Source organism: Rummeliibacillus sp. TYF-LIM-RU47, assembly GCF_008638315.1.
Lineage (GTDB): Bacteria > Bacillota > Bacilli > Bacillales_A > Planococcaceae > Rummeliibacillus > Rummeliibacillus stabekisii.
On sequence record NZ_VVIR01000001.1, the window covers coordinates 1,783,663 to 1,804,404 of the forward strand.

At 35.5% G+C, this 20,742-nt stretch carries 20 protein-coding genes and 2 pseudogenes; 10 read left to right on the forward strand and 12 right to left on the reverse strand.

From position 1 onward, the window contains the following. The first annotated feature begins 265 nt into the window (after positions 1-265). Together F0527_RS09005 and F0527_RS09010 are read left to right on the forward strand one after the other, a co-directional pair. Entirely contained in the window at positions 266-736 is a 471-nt protein-coding gene (locus F0527_RS09005) for a DinB family protein (protein ID WP_150284577.1), read from the forward strand. Positions 737-1,166: 430 nt separating this feature from the next. Continuing rightward, positions 1,167-1,673: a P-loop nucleotide/nucleoside kinase family protein gene (locus tag F0527_RS09010; RefSeq protein WP_150284578.1), complete on the forward strand. Its 507-nt coding sequence runs from the start codon at positions 1,167-1,169 to the stop codon at positions 1,671-1,673. 265 nt (positions 1,674-1,938) lie between these two features. Here F0527_RS09010 and F0527_RS09015 read toward each other — a convergent pair whose 3' ends face one another. Then, the gene (locus F0527_RS09015) at positions 1,939-2,139 is read right to left on the reverse strand and encodes a cold-shock protein (RefSeq protein WP_066788929.1); all 201 of its coding nucleotides are present in this window, start codon (positions 2,137-2,139) and stop codon (positions 1,939-1,941) included. Positions 2,140-2,603: 464 nt separating this feature from the next. Here F0527_RS09015 and F0527_RS09020 point away from each other — a divergent pair, with 464 nt between their 5' ends. The 3 genes from F0527_RS09020 (at position 2,604) to F0527_RS09030 (ending at position 4,518) form a co-directional block, all read left to right on the forward strand. After that, positions 2,604-3,086, forward strand: a complete 483-nt coding sequence (locus F0527_RS09020; RefSeq protein ID WP_150284579.1) for a Ger(x)C family spore germination protein — start codon at positions 2,604-2,606, stop codon at positions 3,084-3,086. 31 nt (positions 3,087-3,117) lie between these two features. Then, positions 3,118-3,621, forward strand: a complete 504-nt coding sequence (locus F0527_RS09025) for a Ger(x)C family spore germination C-terminal domain-containing protein (RefSeq protein WP_150284580.1) — start codon at positions 3,118-3,120, stop codon at positions 3,619-3,621. Positions 3,622-4,293: 672 nt separating this feature from the next. Continuing rightward, on the forward strand, positions 4,294-4,518 hold the full coding sequence (locus F0527_RS09030) for a hypothetical protein (protein ID WP_150284581.1): 225 nt from the start codon (positions 4,294-4,296) through the stop codon (positions 4,516-4,518). Here the strand turns inward: F0527_RS09030 and F0527_RS09035 are convergent. Then, on the reverse strand, positions 4,510-4,947 hold the full coding sequence (locus F0527_RS09035) for a hypothetical protein (RefSeq protein WP_150284582.1): 438 nt from the start codon (positions 4,945-4,947) through the stop codon (positions 4,510-4,512). The two genes, F0527_RS09030 and F0527_RS09035, sit on opposite strands and share 9 nt — an antisense overlap. A 243-nt stretch (positions 4,948-5,190) precedes the next feature. On the opposite strand from F0527_RS09035, the pseudogene F0527_RS17410 reads away from it, so the two are divergent. After that, positions 5,191-5,433, forward strand: a pseudogene (locus tag F0527_RS17410) (tyrosine-type recombinase/integrase); the annotation flags it as partial. Positions 5,434-5,774: 341 nt separating this feature from the next. Here F0527_RS17410 and F0527_RS09045 read toward each other — a convergent pair. The 3 genes from F0527_RS09045 to F0527_RS09055 form a co-directional block, all read right to left on the reverse strand. Then, the gene (locus tag F0527_RS09045) at positions 5,775-6,101 is read right to left on the reverse strand and encodes a hypothetical protein (protein WP_150284583.1); all 327 of its coding nucleotides are present in this window, start codon (positions 6,099-6,101) and stop codon (positions 5,775-5,777) included. Positions 6,102-6,354: 253 nt separating this feature from the next. After that, positions 6,355-6,549, reverse strand: coding sequence for a hypothetical protein (locus F0527_RS09050; RefSeq protein WP_066787887.1), 195 nt, complete (start codon positions 6,547-6,549; stop codon positions 6,355-6,357). A 391-nt stretch (positions 6,550-6,940) separates the two neighbouring features. Next, a complete protein-coding gene (locus F0527_RS09055; RefSeq protein WP_150284584.1) occupies positions 6,941-7,465 on the reverse strand; it encodes a GNAT family N-acetyltransferase in 525 nt (174 codons plus the stop codon). Positions 7,466-7,910: 445 nt separating this feature from the next. Here F0527_RS09055 and F0527_RS17415 point away from each other — a divergent pair, with 445 nt between their 5' ends. The 3 genes and pseudogenes from F0527_RS17415 to F0527_RS17425 all read left to right on the forward strand — a co-directional run bounded on the left by F0527_RS17415 (position 7,911) and on the right by F0527_RS17425 (position 9,020). After that, on the forward strand, positions 7,911-8,057 hold the full coding sequence (locus F0527_RS17415; protein ID WP_223823583.1) for a hypothetical protein: 147 nt from the start codon (positions 7,911-7,913) through the stop codon (positions 8,055-8,057). Between the two features lie 12 nt (positions 8,058-8,069). Further along, positions 8,070-8,273, forward strand: a pseudogene (locus tag F0527_RS17420) (N-terminal phage integrase SAM-like domain-containing protein); the annotation flags it as partial. A gap of 444 nt (positions 8,274-8,717) precedes the next feature. Then, positions 8,718-9,020: a site-specific integrase gene (locus tag F0527_RS17425; protein WP_150284948.1), complete on the forward strand. Its 303-nt coding sequence runs from the start codon at positions 8,718-8,720 to the stop codon at positions 9,018-9,020. Between the two features lie 87 nt (positions 9,021-9,107). On the opposite strand, the gene odhB is transcribed toward F0527_RS17425, so the two are convergent. From odhB to dapF, 6 genes are all read right to left on the reverse strand, one after another. Then, on the reverse strand, positions 9,108-10,358 hold the full coding sequence (gene odhB / locus F0527_RS09075) for a 2-oxoglutarate dehydrogenase complex dihydrolipoyllysine-residue succinyltransferase (RefSeq protein ID WP_150284585.1): 1,251 nt from the start codon (positions 10,356-10,358) through the stop codon (positions 9,108-9,110). Positions 10,359-10,389: 31 nt separating this feature from the next. Continuing rightward, the gene (locus tag F0527_RS09080) at positions 10,390-13,200 is read right to left on the reverse strand and encodes a 2-oxoglutarate dehydrogenase E1 component (protein ID WP_150284586.1); all 2,811 of its coding nucleotides are present in this window, start codon (positions 13,198-13,200) and stop codon (positions 10,390-10,392) included. 231 nt (positions 13,201-13,431) lie between these two features. Further along, the gene (locus F0527_RS09085) at positions 13,432-14,850 is read right to left on the reverse strand and encodes a HAMP domain-containing sensor histidine kinase (RefSeq protein WP_150284587.1); all 1,419 of its coding nucleotides are present in this window, start codon (positions 14,848-14,850) and stop codon (positions 13,432-13,434) included. Beyond that, the gene (locus F0527_RS09090; protein WP_150284588.1) at positions 14,847-15,527 is read right to left on the reverse strand and encodes a response regulator transcription factor; all 681 of its coding nucleotides are present in this window, start codon (positions 15,525-15,527) and stop codon (positions 14,847-14,849) included. Before F0527_RS09090 ends, F0527_RS09085 begins: the two co-directional genes overlap by 4 nt. Before the next feature lie 131 nt (positions 15,528-15,658). Further along, positions 15,659-17,392, reverse strand: coding sequence for a sensor domain-containing diguanylate cyclase (locus tag F0527_RS09095; RefSeq protein WP_190323428.1), 1,734 nt, complete (start codon positions 17,390-17,392; stop codon positions 15,659-15,661). A 23-nt stretch (positions 17,393-17,415) separates the two neighbouring features. Continuing rightward, on the reverse strand, positions 17,416-18,387 hold the full coding sequence (dapF, locus tag F0527_RS09100) for a diaminopimelate epimerase (protein ID WP_150284590.1): 972 nt from the start codon (positions 18,385-18,387) through the stop codon (positions 17,416-17,418). A 606-nt stretch (positions 18,388-18,993) separates the two neighbouring features. Between dapF and F0527_RS09105 the strand changes: the two genes are divergently transcribed. Further along, positions 18,994-19,542 (forward strand): GNAT family N-acetyltransferase, encoded by a 549-nt coding sequence (locus F0527_RS09105; protein ID WP_066787918.1) that lies wholly within the window; start codon positions 18,994-18,996, stop codon positions 19,540-19,542. A gap of 102 nt (positions 19,543-19,644) precedes the next feature. Here F0527_RS09105 and F0527_RS09110 read toward each other — a convergent pair whose 3' ends face one another. Further along, positions 19,645-20,727 (reverse strand): undecaprenyldiphospho-muramoylpentapeptide beta-N-acetylglucosaminyltransferase, encoded by a 1,083-nt coding sequence (locus tag F0527_RS09110; RefSeq protein WP_150284591.1) that lies wholly within the window; start codon positions 20,725-20,727, stop codon positions 19,645-19,647. Positions 20,728-20,742: the final 15 nt, after the last annotated feature.

The window sequence follows — 20,742 nt, forward strand, 5'->3', positions numbered from 1 at the left end:
ATGAGATGGCTTTTATTTCATTAAAAAATATACTTGATTTTCTTTCATAATATTTCGCTTGTTTAATTTTTTAATATTTTCTGTGCTTTTAAAATCTCCTAAATTGTTACAAATTCATATCCTTTACTTTGAAGCTTTGGTAAGATTATCTTTAAGACTTGGAGTTATTTATGATAGTGTTGCATTACTTTTTAAAAAATTCACTCTTTTGTTCGAACGTTCATTTGTGTATATTATAGATACACCAATAAATGGAGGATAATTTATGAATTCAATCGATTTAATTCTTTTAAATTTCAAGGAAATACGAAGAAGAAGTATTAAGATTTGGACATCTATTCCCCAAAATTTTTTACATTGGAAACCTGATAATGAGGCTATGACCATTATCGAAATGATAAGGCATGTTTTAGAGAGTGAACATTATTACCATTTGGCTATCAAAAATCAAGGAAGTCTTGCAGCATTTGATTCCCCTTTCGAGAAACAACCTTTTTCCACTGTAAAAATGGTGATAAACTTTGCAGAACCTTTTAGAAATGAATTCTTAGAGACTATTAAATCATTTTCGGAAGAAGATTTAACAAATATCAAAATTGATCGTTCTGATGCAGGTTACATAAGAAGTCTTGGCGATATGTTACTAAGAGTTGCATATCATGAGTCAGTCCATACTGGGCAATTGCTAGATTATTTAAGAACTGCAAATATTCCACGAGCAAATATTTGGGATTAATTTTTCTAACAGGTGTTTTCACTCTTATATAATATGCTTTTACCAAAAGTTCATTGTTCCAGTAGGTTTCATTCTATTAGTAATGATATATAGAATCATACCGAACCAGTAGTTTTCTGTAGAAGCATTTTAAGCACTAAAAGCTCCTGATTTCTCAGGAGTTTTCTTTATACATTCAATCCTTAAAACCTCCCGACCCCACTGTTTTTTAGGTTTTAATTAACATAGGGAAATATTAGCAAATTCTCATTAAATCAGTAATCGAATATTTTATTATTTGCTCTAAAAGAAGTCTTTACCAACTAAATGTAAATATTGAATATTTGAAAAGGATTAATCATACTTAAAGAAGAAAAAGTAATTACTAATAACTTAGTTTGTAAATAATGTAGAACAACTAACATTAAAATTAGCTTGGAGGATAAACATAATGGAAAAATTGGGTACTTTATATTTTTTCACTGGAAAAATGGGAGCAGGAAAATCCACTAAATCAAAACAAATAGCTAGTGAAAAACATGCAGTACTGTTATCTGAGGATGAATGGCTTGCTTCTCTTTATCCCAATCAAATCACATCATTTGATGACTATCTAAAATTCTCAGCGCAAATGAAGACGTTGGTGAAAAAGCATGTCCAAAACATATTAAGTGTTGGGACAAATGTAGTAATGGATTTTCCAGGTAACACTCAAAAACAGCGAAAATGGTTTTTAGATATAGCGTCAGAAGTCAATGCAAACCATCAATTAATCTTTTTGAATTTAAATAATGAGCAATGCTTACGTCAAATTGCTCAAAGACGTCTCGAACAACCTGAAAGAGCAACTTTTGACACAGAAGAGACATTTATTCATGTTTCTAAATATTTTGAAGCACCAGAAGCATCCGAGGGTCTTAATATATTAGAATTTAGCGGAAAAGAATCACAAGAGTAATGTAAACAGTTGTATTAAACCGCCGTTAAAACCCTTTTGAGGGCTTCATTGTTATATTTTTAACCCCGTTCTAAATTCGTACGGGGCATTTTTGTTCGTCCATATTATGCTAAATAACTTTATTTTCATTTCATCTATTACTCGGATTCCCCCTTCTCCTTTCACAGCTTGAGAGACCTCGCTTTTAATATAACTGAGCCAAGTCAAATAAAAAAGAGGAACCTTATTGAAAAGGTCCCTCTAGTTTATAACACGCTAATTAAAATTAAAGTTTAACAATATTTGTAGCTTGTGGTCCGCGTTGTCCTTCTTCAACTTCAAATTCAACTTTTTGACCTTCGTCTAAAGATTTGAATCCGTCGCCTTGGATTGCTGAGAAGTGAGCGAATACGTCTGCTCCGCCTTCAACTTCGATGAATCCGAAACCTTTTTCTGCGTTAAACCATTTTACTGTACCTTGTGTCATTTAAATGACCTCCATTAAAAAATTATTAATATATAAGCTTTTTAAAGAAAAAATTCACATATTACAAAAAGTACCGCACATACACGATTACTCTTTGTAATATGCAAATTCAACTTATTTCTATAAAGTACTTTTATTACCTTAACAATATACCATAAATACACATTTGTCTAATATTTAGCTCTTAAACAACACCCCTTACTCGCATCCAGTAGCATTTCATCATCAAGTTAAAAAGGAGTGAACATAAATGTCAAAAGGAATGGGAGGATGTTAGAACATCTATTCAAGATGAGAATCTAAAAGTAGCTTAGTTTACCATGATGAATAATGCTGGATTAGTTTCAAATATTGAGTGTATAAAAATTTCATTATGACTATTCTTTGATTGAAATTTTGTAATTTGTTACATACTGAAAAATAAGAGTTATTTATAATGAAGTTTTTAAAAGGAGAGAAACTATATGCGCAAAGTGACTGTTTTTCTTCTTATAAGCACTTTTTTACTTAGTGGATGTTGGGATCAACGTTTGTATAAAGAACTTTCAGTGATATCCGTGATAGGAATAGAAGGACATATTGGAGATATAAAAAGCTACTTTGCATACCCTAGTTCAAATAGTGACCCTACTAAATATATAGTACTTGAAGGAACTGGTAAAACATTGAGAGAAACAAGAATAGATGCTAATAAAAAAACTGAGCAAACGATGGATAATGCTGAATTGACTACTTTATTAGTTAATGAAGAAAGCGCTCAGAAGGATTTATATGCTCTATTAGATGTTTATTACCGCTCAGCTCAGAGTCCGATGAATGCTAAAGTGGTCATTACTAAGGGTTCACCAAAAAAATTCTTGGAAATAAAAGAAACTTCGTCTAAAGAAATCGGTGAATACTATTATGATTTGATTACGGCTTTTGAGGACACAACCATATATCATTAGTGGTGACCATGGCCTGCCTGAAGGTGAAGGGATGGCTTTATTTGATGGAAAAAAATTTACGGGCGAGCATCTAAACCTAAGAGAATCTATTTTTGCGACATTGTTAGGAGATAGGAAAGCGCATTTTGTTGAGTTAGCGTATTTTTGGAACAAAAACGATAAGAAGGTGCAGGTTGCATTTAATATCGTTAACTTCAAGAAAAAAAAGAAAGTAATGCAGGATGGGGAAAATATCAACGTCCAATATAATATCGACATGCCAATACTTATAACAGAATATCCACCAAACCAATTAGACCGAAAAAATGAAAGAAAACATTTAGAAAATTTTATTAAAGAAAGAGTAGAAAAGGACATAACTAGTATGTTTATAAAATGTCAAGAAGCATCTTCTGATGTATTAGGAATTGGAGAAGATATCAGGGCCTATCATCCACAGTTATGGAAAGAAGGAAAATGGAAGGAAATATATAAAAACATCAAAATTGAAGCAAAATTAAACGTGAAAATCATCCGTAGTGGAAGTATAAGATAATTTAAAGAAGGAGTTACCATCAATTTTGATGGAACTCCCTTTTATTTTCTTTTTATTTTACAAACATTCTATTGGATATTTTTAAAACTTCTGTGTGTACTAATTTCTGAATGTGTCAGTTCACCTTTATACTGACTTCTCCTGCTTGTCATAACCACTTGGTGGTTGATCTACTTGGATTATTTGGCCTCCAGCTTGTTTAGAAAAGTCGCATTTGCTCCCATTCATTTTTCGTCAGGATGGAAACAACTACCTGGCTTTTTCATTTGAATCCATGTAAAACCAGCAATGTGGTTTCAACACCAGATGTAATAGATGCCTATAGGCTTGTCACTGTATGCTTCTACGCGCCATATATAATATAAACATTGTCTAATGAAACTTTGATACAAAGTGGTTCCAGCGGCCATTTACTTGGAGCACATTCTATAAAGACATCAAATAGTTTCTTTCAAACACTCCAAAATAAGCGCCCTTGTGCTCGAATCTACTGATATAGTAATCAGATTTGTTGATGCTCCACTTTCACAATGTATTTGCTCCTCCTTCCTGATATGTCGCTCTTTATTCGAACTAAGCAGCAACTTCCTATCATTTCTCCCACATCATTTATAACAATACCGGCACCTATTTTTTAAATTTTAATATGATGTATTTAAAGGAGTGAAGAATATGCCATGGCAACAAAAAATTCGTTTTTTGATTGGTCAGCCTGTTGGCATTTCATTAGCCAACGGCCAAGGGACTTCAGGTGTTTTATGTGGTACATCTGGCGGAAAGTTACTTATAATTGAATATTTGTATCAATCACAATTTGCATTAAAGCAGTATGATATTCATATGATTCAGGATATAAATGGATTTCCGCCTTGTCATAACCAGCAGCCGTTATATTAGTGAAACATCCCTCTTATAGGGGGATGTTTGATAATCTCTTACCTGAGATGTTTGTAGTGACAATGGTAGTTTTATATTCTTTTGCATTGAAAATGCTTCTATGCACTTACTGATGTATTCAGATATATGATTAGTTGAGTAAATATCTCCTTTTTCAGCGCCTAAATTATCTAGGAAAGCAAATCCACTTCTCCACAAAGAGTTATGAAATATTCTCTTGTAGATGCTTTCGTTATTGTTGAATGAACCTTTTATAAGTTCCATCATTCGAACTACATCAATAGATAGGCTTGATATTTCTTGATTGCCAAACTGATTGACTGACTTTAAGATGCTCATAGCTAAATGTGATTTTCCTACTTCCGTTTCTGTAGACTGGATAGAAGTATTAAATACAACACCTTCGCTATAACTTATGGCCACTTTCATCGCATGTTCTTTATTTCTTTTTCTTCTGTATTCGTAGAATGGAATTTATCAAACGTCACTAATTTTATTGCGTTATCTTGAATAATCGATTCTTTAACAAGCTTGTTATGCTTCTTCACACAATTCGCATTTAAGAATTGGATAGAAAATGATTAGTCTCCGCCACTCTCCAACAAATTGGGCAATAGCTTTTACGAAAGAAACCTCTTTTGAGCCTTATTGAAATTCTAAGTAAATGAAGTATTAAATAAACTATGTAAGCGATATAAACTCCCTCGCATCATTGTACATGGAATAAGACATTCATGTGCTTCACTTTTATTCGCTGCAGGATTTATGAAAGTATTTCAAATATCACTAGGCCATGCTCATTTTGAAACTACAATGAATATCTATACTCACGTGACTGCCAAAAAAATCAAAAAATACAACCGATTTACCCATAAATTATTTGAGCAATCAAACAAAAGTTCATGTGCCCAATAGGTGCTCTCACTAAAAAAGTTAACAAAAAAAGCTCCTGATCTCTCAGGAGCTTTCTTTATCCATTCAATTCTTAAAACCTTTCAAACCCTAGATACTAAAGGTTTTATTAAGATTCTAACAATAAATCTTCTGGGTTTTCGATCAAGTCTTTTACTATTTTCAAGAAGCCAACTGATTCTTGACCGTTGATTAAACTGCATTTATATTGTTTATTTTCTTCTTATATAAAGTAGGGAAAGCTTCAGAAAACTCTCGTTTTTGAAGAGCGCAAACTATATGTTTTTATACTGTTTTATACCCTATGGTAGTCAAGTCATTTCAGGCGGTTGATTCAATGAAGTCTACTCTGACAAGAGATTCCTCTCTTCTTTTGAGACGACACACCAACCGTTTTCTTTAAGTCTCTCTATATAGTTCTCTATCTCGATTTCTTCCCTTTCTAACTCAAGAGGGCATAGTGAAACCCAGCATTCATTTAAAGCATAATTCATTGTAACCTTAACAACTTCATATCCATTATGAAATCCTGGATGGAATCCTGGATCTTCTAAAATGTCCCCTTTTACAGGTCGAATGTTAGATTCAAATGTTTTCATAACTATTTCTCCGATATTGTTTTCTTTTTGCTTTTTTATGGATGATATAAAAATCATTAAATTTATTTTCATTATAATCTCCTTCTTTACCTTATATTTTATTAGTTAAGTTATCTTTCTTCACAATACTACAAAATGGATATATTATCCATAACATACTTCATTAGTTCAATAAGAATTACCCATCTTTATTAAATGACCACAAACAGGACTTCAGTTATGTATGAAGTTTGGAACAGCAATATAAAAACAAAAAAACACGGCTAGTCTCATGTTTTTTAGTAACATGGGAGGCCGCATTTAATAAAAATATTTAAAAAAATAATTATACATTATGTTCAGGTTTCCCCTCTCCTATTAATATATAATAAGCATTAGTTAAATCAATCATACCTTTATCCTTTGAAATCAAAAATTTCTTTCCTCCATCTTCAATTCTCTCACAGCGTCTAAAATCATACTCAGAATAATACATATCAGTTTTGTTTTGTTCTAAATAAACGGCAATGAGATAATACAAAATTAACCCTTCCTTTCTGAACTTATATCACATTAAAGATATACTAATAATACATCTTTGTCTATTATTTAAATTAATAAATATAAACATCATCCCTAATCCAATGGTTCTTTCTTATTCAAGTAAATAAAAAAGCCCTGTCCTTCACAAGAAGACAAGGCTTTGAGCTTTCTCAAGTTGTTTACCATATTATTTATCTACAGAATAAGCTTTTACATACTCACGATTAGCTGTGATAAAGGCACACTTATCTTCCGGCTGGGACACAAAAAAGCCAGATTTACTGTCGACTTATTATTTTACTAATTAAACTAAAACTACCCATTAGTATAAGTGCACTACCTTTATATAGCAGCACTCCGTTTGAAAAAGAGGTTGGACGATAACAGGATTAAACCTGTTTATACATAAGTATATCATCTACATATAAGTCATCACTAAATTTAACTTCTTTAATTTTACGTCCTTCTTCAACAAATCCCATACTTTTGTACAATTCGATAGCTCGTTGATTTGTTGATAAAACCCCTAAACTAACTTTCTCTATTAAAGGGTTATGTTCCGCCCATTTTAAAAGTTCTTTAATCAACAGTTTACCAATGCCTTGATTACGGTACTCTTTTTTCACCATTGCCGTAAAAGAACCAGTGTGAGAAAGTCTTTTATTACTTTTTGAGCGAAAAACAATCAAACCAACAATCTGCCCTTTGCTTTCCGCCACGATTAGCTTTTCTCTTTCATTCTCTAAGATTTTTTCAATCCAGTTTCTTATTTGCTCCGATGTTTCTTCATACTCTTCTATTACCGAAATCATAAATTCACTTTCTAAAAGAACTTCTTTTTGAAGCTCTAACACTTTTTCCGCATCATTTATGTTCTCTTTTCTAAGGGATACTTGGATATTCCTCTTCGTCATCTTTATTCCCCCTTACTTTTGCATACCTTGATAATAATTCTACAAATTGAAGTAAATTCCTTCTCAGACTAAACTGCCCCTACCCCCTCTTTTATCCAGTATCAAGAATTCAAAGCTAACAACTTCTCTTTACATGTAGCAGTGCCTACTTTTATGCTTCAGGAACTGAATTTACCAGAGGTCTTTGATGAAGCCGTAAGATTAATTTAAAAGAAGTTTCGAGTTAGCGCCTCATTCGCAGCTCGTAGGCTAAATCATTATGTTTATAATCATATTCATACTTCACAATATTGATAGCTCATGTGGCAAAATAGCACAACGTAAACTGATTCTTGATGCAATGATTTATGTAATAAGTTAAGGAGGAATTAATAATGGCATCATATCAAAATATAGCACCGCTAAGGGTGACCGATGGTTAATTAAACTTTCTTTAACTGACCCTATAACTAAGAAAAAGGTAAGAACCACTAGAAGAGGATTTAAAAAGCTAAGTGAAGCAAAATTAGCTGCCCAAAAACTAGAGGTCGAAGAGAAAAAACAATCAAGAAATCTAAAGTCACATTATTTCTTCAAAGAGATATTTTTATAGTACGAGGAAGAGTACTCCAAACATCTAAAACCCTCAACTGTCTATCGCAAGTCAATAGATTTTAATAAATGGATCCTCCCCCATATTGGTGATAAACGTTTAAAAGATATTACCAAGAAAGAGTGTCAGAAATTCATTGACTTTATGTCGACTCAGTTAAAATCTTATAAGCCTATTATTATTCAGGCGCGAAATGTATTTGATTTTGCTTCCTGAATGGAATATATCGAAAGATGTCGCCTTTTAATAATACTGTATATCCAAGAGTCACTTTATTCGAGGAAAAAGAAAAGTTAGAGAACTTTTGGAACAAAGATCAATCTATCTATTTTTTAGAGCAAGTAAAGAAAAATGAGTCATTAAAAAAGTACGCCCTCTTTCGCACATTGCTGCTTACGAATGCGTAAAGGAGAACTTTTAGCTCTACAGGAGAAGGACTTGAAAGATGATACACAAACAACAGCATTACTAAAACACTATTCTATGACTCTGACGGCATTTATCAGATACTAAAACCTAAAACCCATCATCCCTGAGAGATATCCATCTAGATGCAGAAACATATAATATTTTGAAAGACCTAATTAGACAAAATAAAAAGCTAAGGTTAATAACAGGCGAAAAAGTTAGCACCCGATTTATTTTCACTAAAGAAAATTCATTCGAACCCTACGCAATTCTTATGTTAATGAGGTTTTAAACAAACTGTGTAAACGATATGATTTACCGCGTATAACCGTTCATGGTCTAAGACATTCATATGCTTCTTTGTTGTTTGCTGCCGGGGTGGATATTAAAGTAGTCCAAAAATTATTAGGTCACGCACATATCGAAACTACGATGAATATTTATACGCATGTGACCACTGAAACTATCGAAAAAACAACAGACTTACTCATAATTACTTACAAGAACCTACTCAAAAAAATCTGTTGGTCAAAATGTGGTCAAAAAGAATTTTAAGCATTAAAAAAGCCCCTGATTTCTCAGGAGCTTTCTTTATTCGTTCAATTCTTAAAACCTTTCAAACCCTCGATATTACAGGTTTTATTAAGATTCTAACAATAAATCTTCTGGGTTTTCGATTAAGTCTTTTACTGTTTTCAAGAAGCCAACTGATTCTTGACCGTTGATAATGCGGTGATCGTAAGAAAGTGCCACATACATCATTGGACGGATTTGTACTTCATTGCCAACAGCAATTGGGCGGCTGACAATGTTGTGCATACCAAGGATTGCAGCTTGGTCGCCGTTGATGATTGGTGTAGACATTAATGAACCGAATACACCACCGTTTGTGATAGTAAATGAGCCACCTTCTAGGTCAGAAAGAGCTAACTTTTTGTTACGCGCTTTTGTTGCTAGTTCAGCGATTGTTGCTTCAATTTCTGCAAAGTTTTTGCGGTCTGTATCACGAACGTTTGGAACAACTAATCCATCTGGAGTCGCTACAGCTACGCCGATATCATAGAATTTATTGTAGTGCAATTCGTCGCCGACGATTTTAGCATTAACAGCTGGATATTTTTTAAGAGCAGCTGTTACAGCTTTTGTGAAGAATGACATGAAGCCTAGGCGTGTGCCGTCGTGTGCTTCTTGGAAGGCATCTTTTTTACGTTTGCGAAGCGCCATAACATTTGTCATATCAATTTCGTTGAATGTTGTTAGCATTGCAGTGCTTTGAGAAACTTCTAGTAAACGTTTTGCAGCAGTTTGTTGGCGACGAGTCATTTTCACAACTTCTACCCGAGAATCGTCAACATTTTTAGCTGGTGCTGCTTTTGATGCTTCCGCTTCTTTAGGAGCAGCAGCTGGTGCAGTTCCATGAGCTGCTACGTCTTGAACACGTACACGGCCTTGCGGATCTACTGGTGAAATTTCGCTAAGATTAATACCTTTTTCACGTGCTAATTTGCGAGCGGCTGGGCTAGCGATTACACGGTCATTTGAAGTTGTTTCTTCCACTACAGGTGCTGCGGCTTGTGGAGCTTCTTGTTTTGGCTCTTCCGCTTTTGGAGCTTCTTCTTGTTTTGGTTCTTCTTTTGGTGTAGGTGCTGCAGCTGCTCCGCCTGCTTCTACTTTAGCAATAACAGCTCCTACTTCTACTACATCGCCTTCTTGAGCTAGGATTTCAGTTAAAACGCCTGCTTCTTCAGAGATGATTTCTGCATTGACTTTATCTGTTTCTAACTCAACGATGAATTCACCTTTATCTACGTGGTCCCCTACTTGCTTAACCCAACGTACGATTTCACCCTCTGTAATTGATTCTGCTAATTCTGGAACAATAATGTCTGCCACTTTCATTTCCTCCTTTGTCTTTTAACGTTGCTTACTTACTTGATAATGCTTCATCAATAACTTTTGCTTGCGCTTCTTTATAAGAATCCGCATCGCCTTCTGCAGGACTTGAATGCGCGTCACGACCAACATACACCACTTTTTGGCCTTTACCAGCTAATTCGCGCATGTATGGATCTGCAAATGACCAAGAACCCATATTTTTTGGTTCTTCTTGCGTCCAAGCAAGCGTTTTGACTTTCGGGAATTTCGCTAGAATTTCTGCGATTTCTTCTTCTGGGAATGGATATAATTGTTCTACACGTACTAAGTGCAAGTGCTCATAACCTTCTCCACTACCAATTTTTTCAGCAAGATCAATTGCCATTTTACCAGATGCAAATACGATTTTTTTCACTTTCTCTGCATCTTGGCCTGTTGTATTGTGTTCAATTACTGGGCGGTATTCGCCGTTTGTTAATTCTTCTACATCTGCTCCAACAAGCTGATTGCGCAGAAGTGACTTCGGACTCATCATGATGAGTGGACGAACAGCATCTGTGCCTAATGTTTTAGCTTGGCGTCGCAATAAGTGGAAGTAGTTTGCTGCACTTGAAAGCATTACTACAGTCCAGTTATTTTCAGCTGATGATTGCAAGAAACGTTCTAGACGAGCACTTGTATGCTCTGCCCCTTGGCCTTCAGCTGAATGTGGTAGTGAAATAACAACGCCTGATTTAACACCCCATTTTGAGCGAGTACTTGAAATAAAGTTATCAAACATGACTTGTGCCATATTCGCAAAGTCACCATATTGTGCTTCCCAAATAGCAAGCGCTTTTTCATTTTCTAAATTGTAGCCATATTCATAAGCAACCATTGCTGCTTCAGATAATGGACTATTGATTGGTGCAAATGATGCTTGTGAACCTGAAATATGGTGCAATGGCACATATTCATTGCCGTTTTGCTCGTCATGTAACACAAGATGACGTTGAGAGAACGTACCGCGTTGTACATCTTGACCAGAAATGCGTACTGGTGTGCCTTCTTGCAGAATTGTACCGAAAGCAAGTGTTTCAGCATGACCCCAGTCAATTTTACCTTTTCCTTGGAATGGATCACGGCGACGGTTTAAGATTTTCCCTAGTTTTTTAAACACATGGAAGTCTTCTGGGAATGTCAGAAGTTCTTCGTTCATTTTTTCAAGACGTTCTTTTTCAACAGCAGTTGCAATGTCTTTTGGTGCGCCATTTTTCACAGCTTCTGGCATTTCAAGGCTTGTTTCATGGCCTTTGCCCACTTCTTTGACATAATCTAGCGCTGTTTGTAGCTCATCTTTAATATCTTTTTGAAGTTTTGTAACATCTTCTTCTGTCACAATATTTTCAGAGACAAGTTGTTTGCCGTATAAAGCACGAACAGTCTCATGATTATGAACAATATTGTACATTGTTGGATTGGTGATCATTGGTTCATCCATTTCGTTATGGCCATAACGGCGATAACCAATCAAATCAATGACAATATCCTTGCCGAACATTGCACGGTACTCAACTGCAAAACGAGCCACTTGCACGACTGCTTCTGGCGCATCAGCATTGACATGAATAACTGGTACTTCATAACCTTTTGCAGGATCTGATGCATAAACAGTAGAACGTGAATCTTGACGTTCAGTTGTAAAACCGATCATATTATTTGCAATAATATGCACAGAACCGCCAGTATTAAATTCTAATGTACGAGAGTAGTTTAACGTTTCTGTCACAATGCCTTGCCCCGCAAATGCTGCATCACCGTGCACTAAGATAGCAAGCGATTTAGATTTATCTTGTTCAGGAAGGCCTGGTTTTTCTGTAGCATCTTGTGCTGCACGTGCTTGACCAGTAACCACAGGACTCACTACTTCTAAGTGAGAAGGATTGTAAGCCATTTTAATAGTAGATCCGTTTGGTGCTTTATATGTTGCACCAAGATGATACTTCACGTCGTTAGACCAGCCTCTTGTGGCTTCTAATGAGCCGTCTTTTGGCAAGAATAACTCGCTTGGTACATGTGCAAAGTCTGCAAGCATCATTTGATAAGGTTTATGCACATTATGTGTTAACACATTTAAGCGACCACGGTGTGCCATACCGATTACTACATCTTTCGTACCGCGATTTTCAGAGCGACGGATGAGTTCATCTATTAGTACAACTAATGAGTCTACTCCTTCAATAGAAAAACGTTTAACGCCGACAAAAGTTTTATGAAGGAATTGTTCGAATCCTTCTACTTTATTTAACATATTTAGAATTTCTTTTTTCTCATCAGCTGAAAGATTGTTTTTTAAAGCGCCATTTTCAACTTTTGATTGAATCCAATTCTTTTCTTCTTTATTTACTACTTGGCTAAATTCATAGGCAATCTTTTCTGTATAGATTGATTTCAAATAATTTATTGCATCTAGCGCATTGTGAACGCTTGCAGGAACGTCTTTTAATAAGATAGAAGCAGGCATATTAATTAGGTCTGCATCTGTCAATCCATATGCATTTGCTTCAATGCGAGAAAAATCTTTTGGTTGGTTGTTTAATGGGTAAAGATCAGCTGCTAAGTGACCGATTTCACGGATGGCTTCTGCATACTGTACGGCAGCCAATACTTTTTCAATATTGCCTGCATCAACAGTTGAAGTAGCAGTTGAATTTGAAGTATTTACAGAAGGTGCACCATATTGTTTGAAAAGTGCTACAAGGTCTTGGTCTACTTCTTCAGGATTTGTCAGATAAAGATCATACATATCCATTACATAGCCAAGGTTAGGACCAGAAAACGCAGCCCACGGCGAACTTGCAAGTGAATCGTTGTTTGACATGAGAATTACCTCCAACTTTTTGCCAAGTGGCAGTTCCATTAATTAAAGTTTTAATTTCAGAAAATCCACTGTATATTTTATCATTCTTCCAGCCAATTCGGTACAGCAAGTTAGATTGGTTTAAAAGAACAATTTTCCTTTCAATCTTACTACTCTTCACAAAAAATTCAATGTTTTTGAGAGAATTGAGCATTTTTTTTCTTGAATGATGTAATAATTACATAAAAGACATCAAATTTGGTTGTTTTCTAACGGGAATGTTATCTGAAATTTAGTTCCCTCCCCTAATTTACTGGAAACAAAAATTTTGCCGCCATATTTATTGACGAGCATATGAACGATACTCAATCCTAAACCTGTGCCACCCTCTTCTCGAGATCTTGCTTGATCTACACGATAAAATCGCTCAAAGATATAAGGTAAATCAGACTCAGCTATACCAATACCATGGTCTTCGACTTCGATTTTGCAATTTTTCCCTTCGATTGTCAAGCACACAAAAATTTTGGCATCATGGTTGCTATAACGAATGGCATTTTGGAGCAGATTTCGGACGATTTGGCCCAATGCACGTTGGGAAATCGCTGCATAAACATTTGTAAAGTGATTCTTCACTATTTCAATCTTCACTGAAGGATATAAATGTAGCTGTTCTTCAACTATCTCTCTTATCGTCTCTTCCACATTGCAATGAGAATCTTGGGCAACACCCTCACCTCTAGCTAGTTCTAACATTTCTTCTACTAAATCTTTCATTCGCTTAATTTCTGTTAAAGAGGTTTCTAAAGATTCCTGTAAAACTGCTGGATCATCTTTCCCCCATCTTTTGATTAACGAAAGATGCCCTTCTACCACTTGAATAGGTGTTCTAAGTTCATGGGAAGCGTCTTGGACAAATTGCTGTTGTAATAGAAATGTTTGCTCTAATTCTGCCATCATCTTGCGATAGACTTGAAGCAAATCACCAATCTCATCTTCATAGCTATATTCCATTAGTATAGGCGTACCAAACCCTTCCTCCGCGACATTCAGCATTTCTAACCTTAGCTCATGAAGCGGTCTTAAAAGAAAGTTCGCAAGGAAATGACCAATGTAAAAGGAAATAATCAATGCCCCTAAACCGAGTATGCACATCGCCATTAAAAGATAATTCATCAACGAATGAAAAGAGTCTAAAGGGTGTGTCAATTGTATATACCCCAAAAAAGGCGACATTTGCAATTTACTTGTAGCTACAAAACAATCTATTCCTTCTAATTTTTCCTTTTCTACAATATAGCCTTGTGAGGGTACTTGTTTCTTGATTTCCGGTATCTGATTGATGGTATCGTTAATCCGCAAAATTTCAATGCCATCTTTATTTAAAATACGTACTGTTTGATTTTTATCGATAATTGAATTCATTAAACCACGATTCGAGCGAATTTCATCAATTGTCATACCGCTTCCTTGAGATTCAAAGAAGACCTGTAAATCATCCATTGTCCGATTGACTGATTGATGTTCTTGCGATAAAAGCCATGTGTGCATGGACCAGTACAACACGGAACAAATGATGGCAAAGCTAATGAAAATCACAACCGCCGAGGTAAGTGCCCACTTAGTTTTCAACGATGATCTACGGAAAGAGAATAAAATTTTTCTGTTCATTCACGCATCACATAACCTACGCCCCGCACTGTTTCAATATAAGTGCTGGCACTGTCAGGAAGTTTCGCTCTTAAATGTCGTATGTAAACATCTACAACATTTGTCTCCACATCACTTTGATAACCCCAAACGCGCTCCAGGATATGGTCTCTTGTACAAACTCGATTTTTGTTTTCAATAAGGAGGCGTAATAAATCGAACTCTGTTTTGGTAAGCTCAATCATTTTTTCATCTACATATGCTGTATAGGCAGCTTGGTCTATTGTGATATTTTTATATTTTAGCAAGTCTCTACTTTCTGGGGCGGCTGCTGTTCTCCTTAAAATAGAACGTATACGAGCAAGCAACTCTTCGATGGCAAATGGTTTTACGATATAGTCATCTGCTCCTGCATCGAGACCAGCCACCCGGTCCATTACTGCGTCTCTCGCAGTAATAAGTATTATAGGCACCTGGGAATGGCTTCGAATTCTTCTACATACTTCAATGCCATTTAAACCAGGGAGCATGACATCAAGGAGAATCACATCGATTTTCATATTTTCTTCTAGTGCCTTTTGTAAACCTTCTCGACCATCAAAGCATATTGATACGCTAAAACCTTCATGAGAAAGCTCCAGCTCTATAAATCTTGCAATATTCTTTTCATCTTCAATTAATAAAATTCGTTTATTCATACACACTGCCACCATTCTTACTAGTTTGAGGTGTCACATAAATTATGACACGAATTGTACGTTTAAACGCTGTTTCAATTGGTACGTTCTATAATCAACAACAAAAGTGCTTATTATAGATGGTGGGCAAGCTACCGTACTAAGGTTGAATCTCTTGTTTCTTGTATACTCTCCATATAATGATAAGAGTCTTTTCCTGCTACTCTTTTAGCATAGTATAATGCCTGATCTGCCTGGTCTAGCAACATAGCTACTGTAGAACCATGCTCTGGATAGCAGGCAACTCCAATTGATGATGTAGGGGAAAAGGTATGTGGTCCTATCATCCAACCAGTATGCAAAATGTCTTGTATACGACTGATTGTTTGCCCAATTTGCTCTTTCCTTTTCATCTCATCTATCGATAAATCTGTTAAGACGATAATAAACTCATCTCCACCTATCCTTGCCACAAGGTCACTGTTTCTTACGCTTGAAGAAAGTGCTTCTCCAAAGCTTTTTATAAATTCATCACCTATTTCATGCCCATACGTATCATTAATTTCTTTAAAATTGTCGCCATCAATAAATAATAGCGCTAAAGAGCTTCCTGAGCTGTCTGCAATCCGGATGTATTCGGTAACTTTCTCGATTAAAAATCTTCTATTAGGAAGCTTCGTCAGGGCATCATGATAAGCTAAATATCGCAGTTGTTCTTCCATTTCTTTTCGTTCTGTTACTTCACGAGCTACTAGAACAGTTTGATATATACCCTTACGTTTTGAATCTCTTACTTTTGTCAATTGTGCTTCAGTCCAAAAGGTACGGCGATCCTTTGAACAAATTTCTAATTCTAATTTTATACTGTCGAATTCCCCATGTTGCTTTAGCTCTTTTTGCATTTTTTCAGCACTATCTTTTGACAGTAGATCCATATAAAACTTTCCTATTAACTCATCTTTCCCATAGCCTAGTTTTGCCTCATGATTAGGTGAAACATACTGAATAATGCCCTCATCGCTTGTTATGACGATAAAGTCTTTGGTATGTTCTGTAATAAGCTGAAAAAGCTTTTCAGTATTTTTTAATTTCGTCAGTTGCATTTTTTTATTAGATACATCAAAACTTATACCTAAATAATGCTTAATTTCCCCTTGATCATCTGTGATAGGTACAATCGTTGTATCTAGCCAATAGTTTCTGCCGTACTTGGTTCGATTACACATTTCTCCACGCCATATAAAACCGCTCGATATTTGGGACCATAATTCTTTATAAAATGCGCGAGATTGTTTTCTCGAATTCAACATGGCATTGGTATTGCCAATCAACTCCGAAGCAGAATACTCCGTTGTTTGTTCGAAACTAGCATTGACATATTCAATGACCCCCTGCGTGTCAGTAATACATATATTTACTGCAACGTTGAACGTATCAAAGAGGTGCTTCATCATTGATGGGCTTATTTTCAAGCTATTAAAGGCTGCAGAATTACTGGCAGTTCCTTCTGAAGTTCCTATTTTTAGTTCTTCAATTTTTGAAGTAGAAGCTAATAGATATGTATCTTTATCGTATTGTATAGGTATACAAACTGTTTTATTTGTTTGAATTCTTTCATTTTCCAAATAGAAATCATGATAAGTCACTTGTTGATTATTAGCGATGGCCTCCTCATATTTTTTCTCTATTAATGGGACAGATACTCGATTAACTATTTCTGTTAAATATTTACCTTCCAGCTTATCTGAAAAAAAATCCTTTGCTGCTTGGTTTGTATAAACGTATCGATAACCGTTAATATCCTTTTTCATGAGAAAAACAAGAGATTGGTCTAACTGATATATTGCATGAAATTGTTCTCTTGTAATAAATGCTTCTTGCATCATGCATTTTCCCTCCTCATCAAACATCAAACGCCAAATAATGTCTTGTGTTTTTCCTTCGCTTCATGGCTAAGTTTTAGATAGGCGAGCTGTTCAGCTGACTCTTCTTTGCTTTCAAATGAATAATGAGCGCCTTCAGACTTTAACGTATATAATGCAGTAATCGTTGCGTTACCTATTAACCTTAAATTATATTGATCATCTTGTTTTATGCCGACCATACATTGGACGAACCCACCTGGATTCATGACAGTAATTTTTTCTTTGGATGTGTAATTCAGTAGGCGAGATACTAAAGCTGAAGCAGTCATCGCCGTGCCACAAGCATTTGTAAAGCCTACTCCCCTTTCAAAAGTGCGTACATATATCTCGTCAGGTCCCATTGTATATACATAACTCACATTTACGCCATCTGGACAAATACGATTTGGACCATTTAAAAAGGATGCCACTTTCTCTTGATGTGATGAAGTGGCTATTAAATCTTTTGGAACAAAGGAAATTAAATGTGGATTTGGCACTGAAATGGCTGTAAATTGTAGCTGCTCGTCAAGAGCAACATTGACCTCATTAATAAGAGTTGTTTTGTTATCATAATTCATTGGAAGTGAAGTGAGTTCGAAGGAAACAGGTGAAATTTCTACACTGTACGTAGGAATTCCTTCCGCTAAAGGCTGTTCTTTTGCAACATGTAAAATAGCTTTCATCGTTTCAATTTGTCCTTCAGGGAGATTGTGTTTTTCTAATACATAGCGTGCAACACATCGAAGTCCATTGCCGCACATTGATGCTTCTGTGCCATCTGCGTTAAATACTCTCATTTTGGCTAATGCGTTAGAAGATGGCGACACTAAGAGCAGTCCATCTGCGCCATCTTCTATATCTTTGTCGCAAAGCCAGATAGCTAAATTTGCCCAATCTAGTTCTTTATCATTTTTAGTTTCATATAAATAAAAAGTATTTCCTGAACCGTGGACTTTTTGAATGTCTAAAATCATATTTGGTCCCCTCTTTTCATGTAAGTCTAATATTTAATTGTACAAGCAGCCATAGGACACTAGTACAACATTATTTGCTTTTTTATAAACATAATTGAATGCTCATATTTTATTGAATAATTCTTGCAAAACTCCTTAAGCATGAGCTACATTATACAAATAATCAGTAAAAACATAGGTCATTATAGTAAAAACTATCTATTCTTAACTCTATATTATACGCAATTCATATTAATTTTCCATAATTAAGTGAATATTAAAGAAAATAAGGGAATACTACTATACTTTTCATCCAAAATTATGTTTCCCTCCAGCAAAAAAACGCTGTTCACAATTATCATTTTTTGTTCAAATTTTTTATTAAAAACTGTATTTTTTTCTTTGCAATTTGCGCAAATCTTAGTATAGTTAAAGAGCAAAATAATTTCATAAATGAGTCTATAATATATAGAATCAATAGGGAAGGCAAATGGTGCGCCACCAGTGATCGCTGGTTCTAGTGGGTTCGATTCCCACCCCGAAATTTTTTATGCAACATTAAATGAAAAATTTCGTTGGGGCTAGAACTGGGTTTTCGATGTTCACCCCCAAAAGGAGGCGTTCAATATGATTAAGCGACGTGAATTACAAGAATGTAATGAGCTTTTTGAGTTGTTAAGTCACCCATCTGTCTTCCCTTTTGTTCGTCAAAAGGCTAAGACAGCCGATGAATTCTGGTTTATGACAAACCAGCTTATGGAAGATGAAGAAAACGGTAAAGTAGTTTCTCGCACGATTTTAGACGATTGGGGCCAACCGATTGGCAGCATTACCTTGTATGATGTGCAAGATGGCGCAGGCTTCTTAGGAACATGGATAGGCGTACCTTATCAGGGTAAAGGCTATAATCAAAAGGCGAAAGAATTGTTTTTAGAAGAGTTATTTTTTGAACTCGATTTTCAATGTGTGTTCTTAAAAATCCGCAAAGAAAATACTAAATCAATTCGTGCTGCATTAAAGCTAGGTTATGCTGTAGATGCTAAAGAAAGCCACCCATCTCTATATAAGGAAATTAATCAAGGTGAGAAACAATTTGAGTTATTCAAAATCCAAAAAGATACCTTTTATTTATATATGGCTACCCGAAATGGCGAGTCTACAGAACAAGCCATGTAAATTACCGGTATTGCCAACAAAAGCCCCTCTATTCTATATAGAATGAGGGGCTTTTAATATTACTACAGAAATTATTCCTTTGAATTTCCTTGCCTGAGTATCTTATTTCGTTTTTGCATATTGAAGTATCAGATCCACCATTTCATCTGGTGTTTTTGGAGATTCTGCTTCCTGCATATTTTTGATTAGCGAATCACTATGTTTTTCTAACAATTGAAGCGCTTTTAAGAAGCTTTGTTGATTGACCTCTTCTTCTTGCAGTACTTCGGCTAATCCTTGTTCAAAGAACAGTTTGGCATTTAAAATCTGATCACCGCGAGATTTTTCTAAAGAAAGAGGGATTAATAGCATCGGTTTTTGAAGTGCCAAAAATTCAAAGATAGAGTTAGACCCTGCTCTAGATACTACATAATCAGTTGCATGTAGTAAATCTGGCAATTCAGTTGTTACATATTCAAACTGTTTATAAGATGGCAAGTCAACTAGTGCTGTATCGATATGCCCCTTACCACATAGATGGATGATATTGTACTTCTTTAGAAGTTCCACTAAATTGGCACGAACCGCATCATTAATGAACTTAGAGCCTTGGCTCCCCCCCATAATCATAATGGTCTCTTTATCTGCCACAAACCCACATAATTGTAGGCCCCTCTCCTTGCTTCCTTCAAATAAAGCAGGACGTATGATAGAACCTGTACATGCCGATTTCTCTGCAGGTAAATGTTTTAATGTTTGTTTGAAAACAGTGAAGATATGTGAAGCGAATGGCAAAGCCAATTTATTGGCAAGGCCTGGTGTTACGTCAGATTCATGTGCGATAACTGGAATGCCTGACATTTTAGCCGCCATCACAACCGGCACCGACACGAAGCCGCCTTTTGAAAATACTACTACTGGCTTTACGCGCCTCATAATAGACAAGGCCTGCGAAATTCCTGCTAATACACGGAAGGGATCCGTAAAGTTTTTCATTGAGAAATAGCGTCTTAATTTACCGCTAGATATCGGATGATAAGGCAAGTTGGGAAATGCCTGATCAATAATCTCTTTTTCTATCCCTTCTTTTGAACCTATATAGTGAACCTCATAGCCTTTTTCTAGAAAAGATGGTATGATTGCTTGATTGAGCGAGACGTGGCCTGCGGTGCCCCCGCCCGTTAAAATTACTGTCTGATTTGTCATATTAAATCTCCTTAA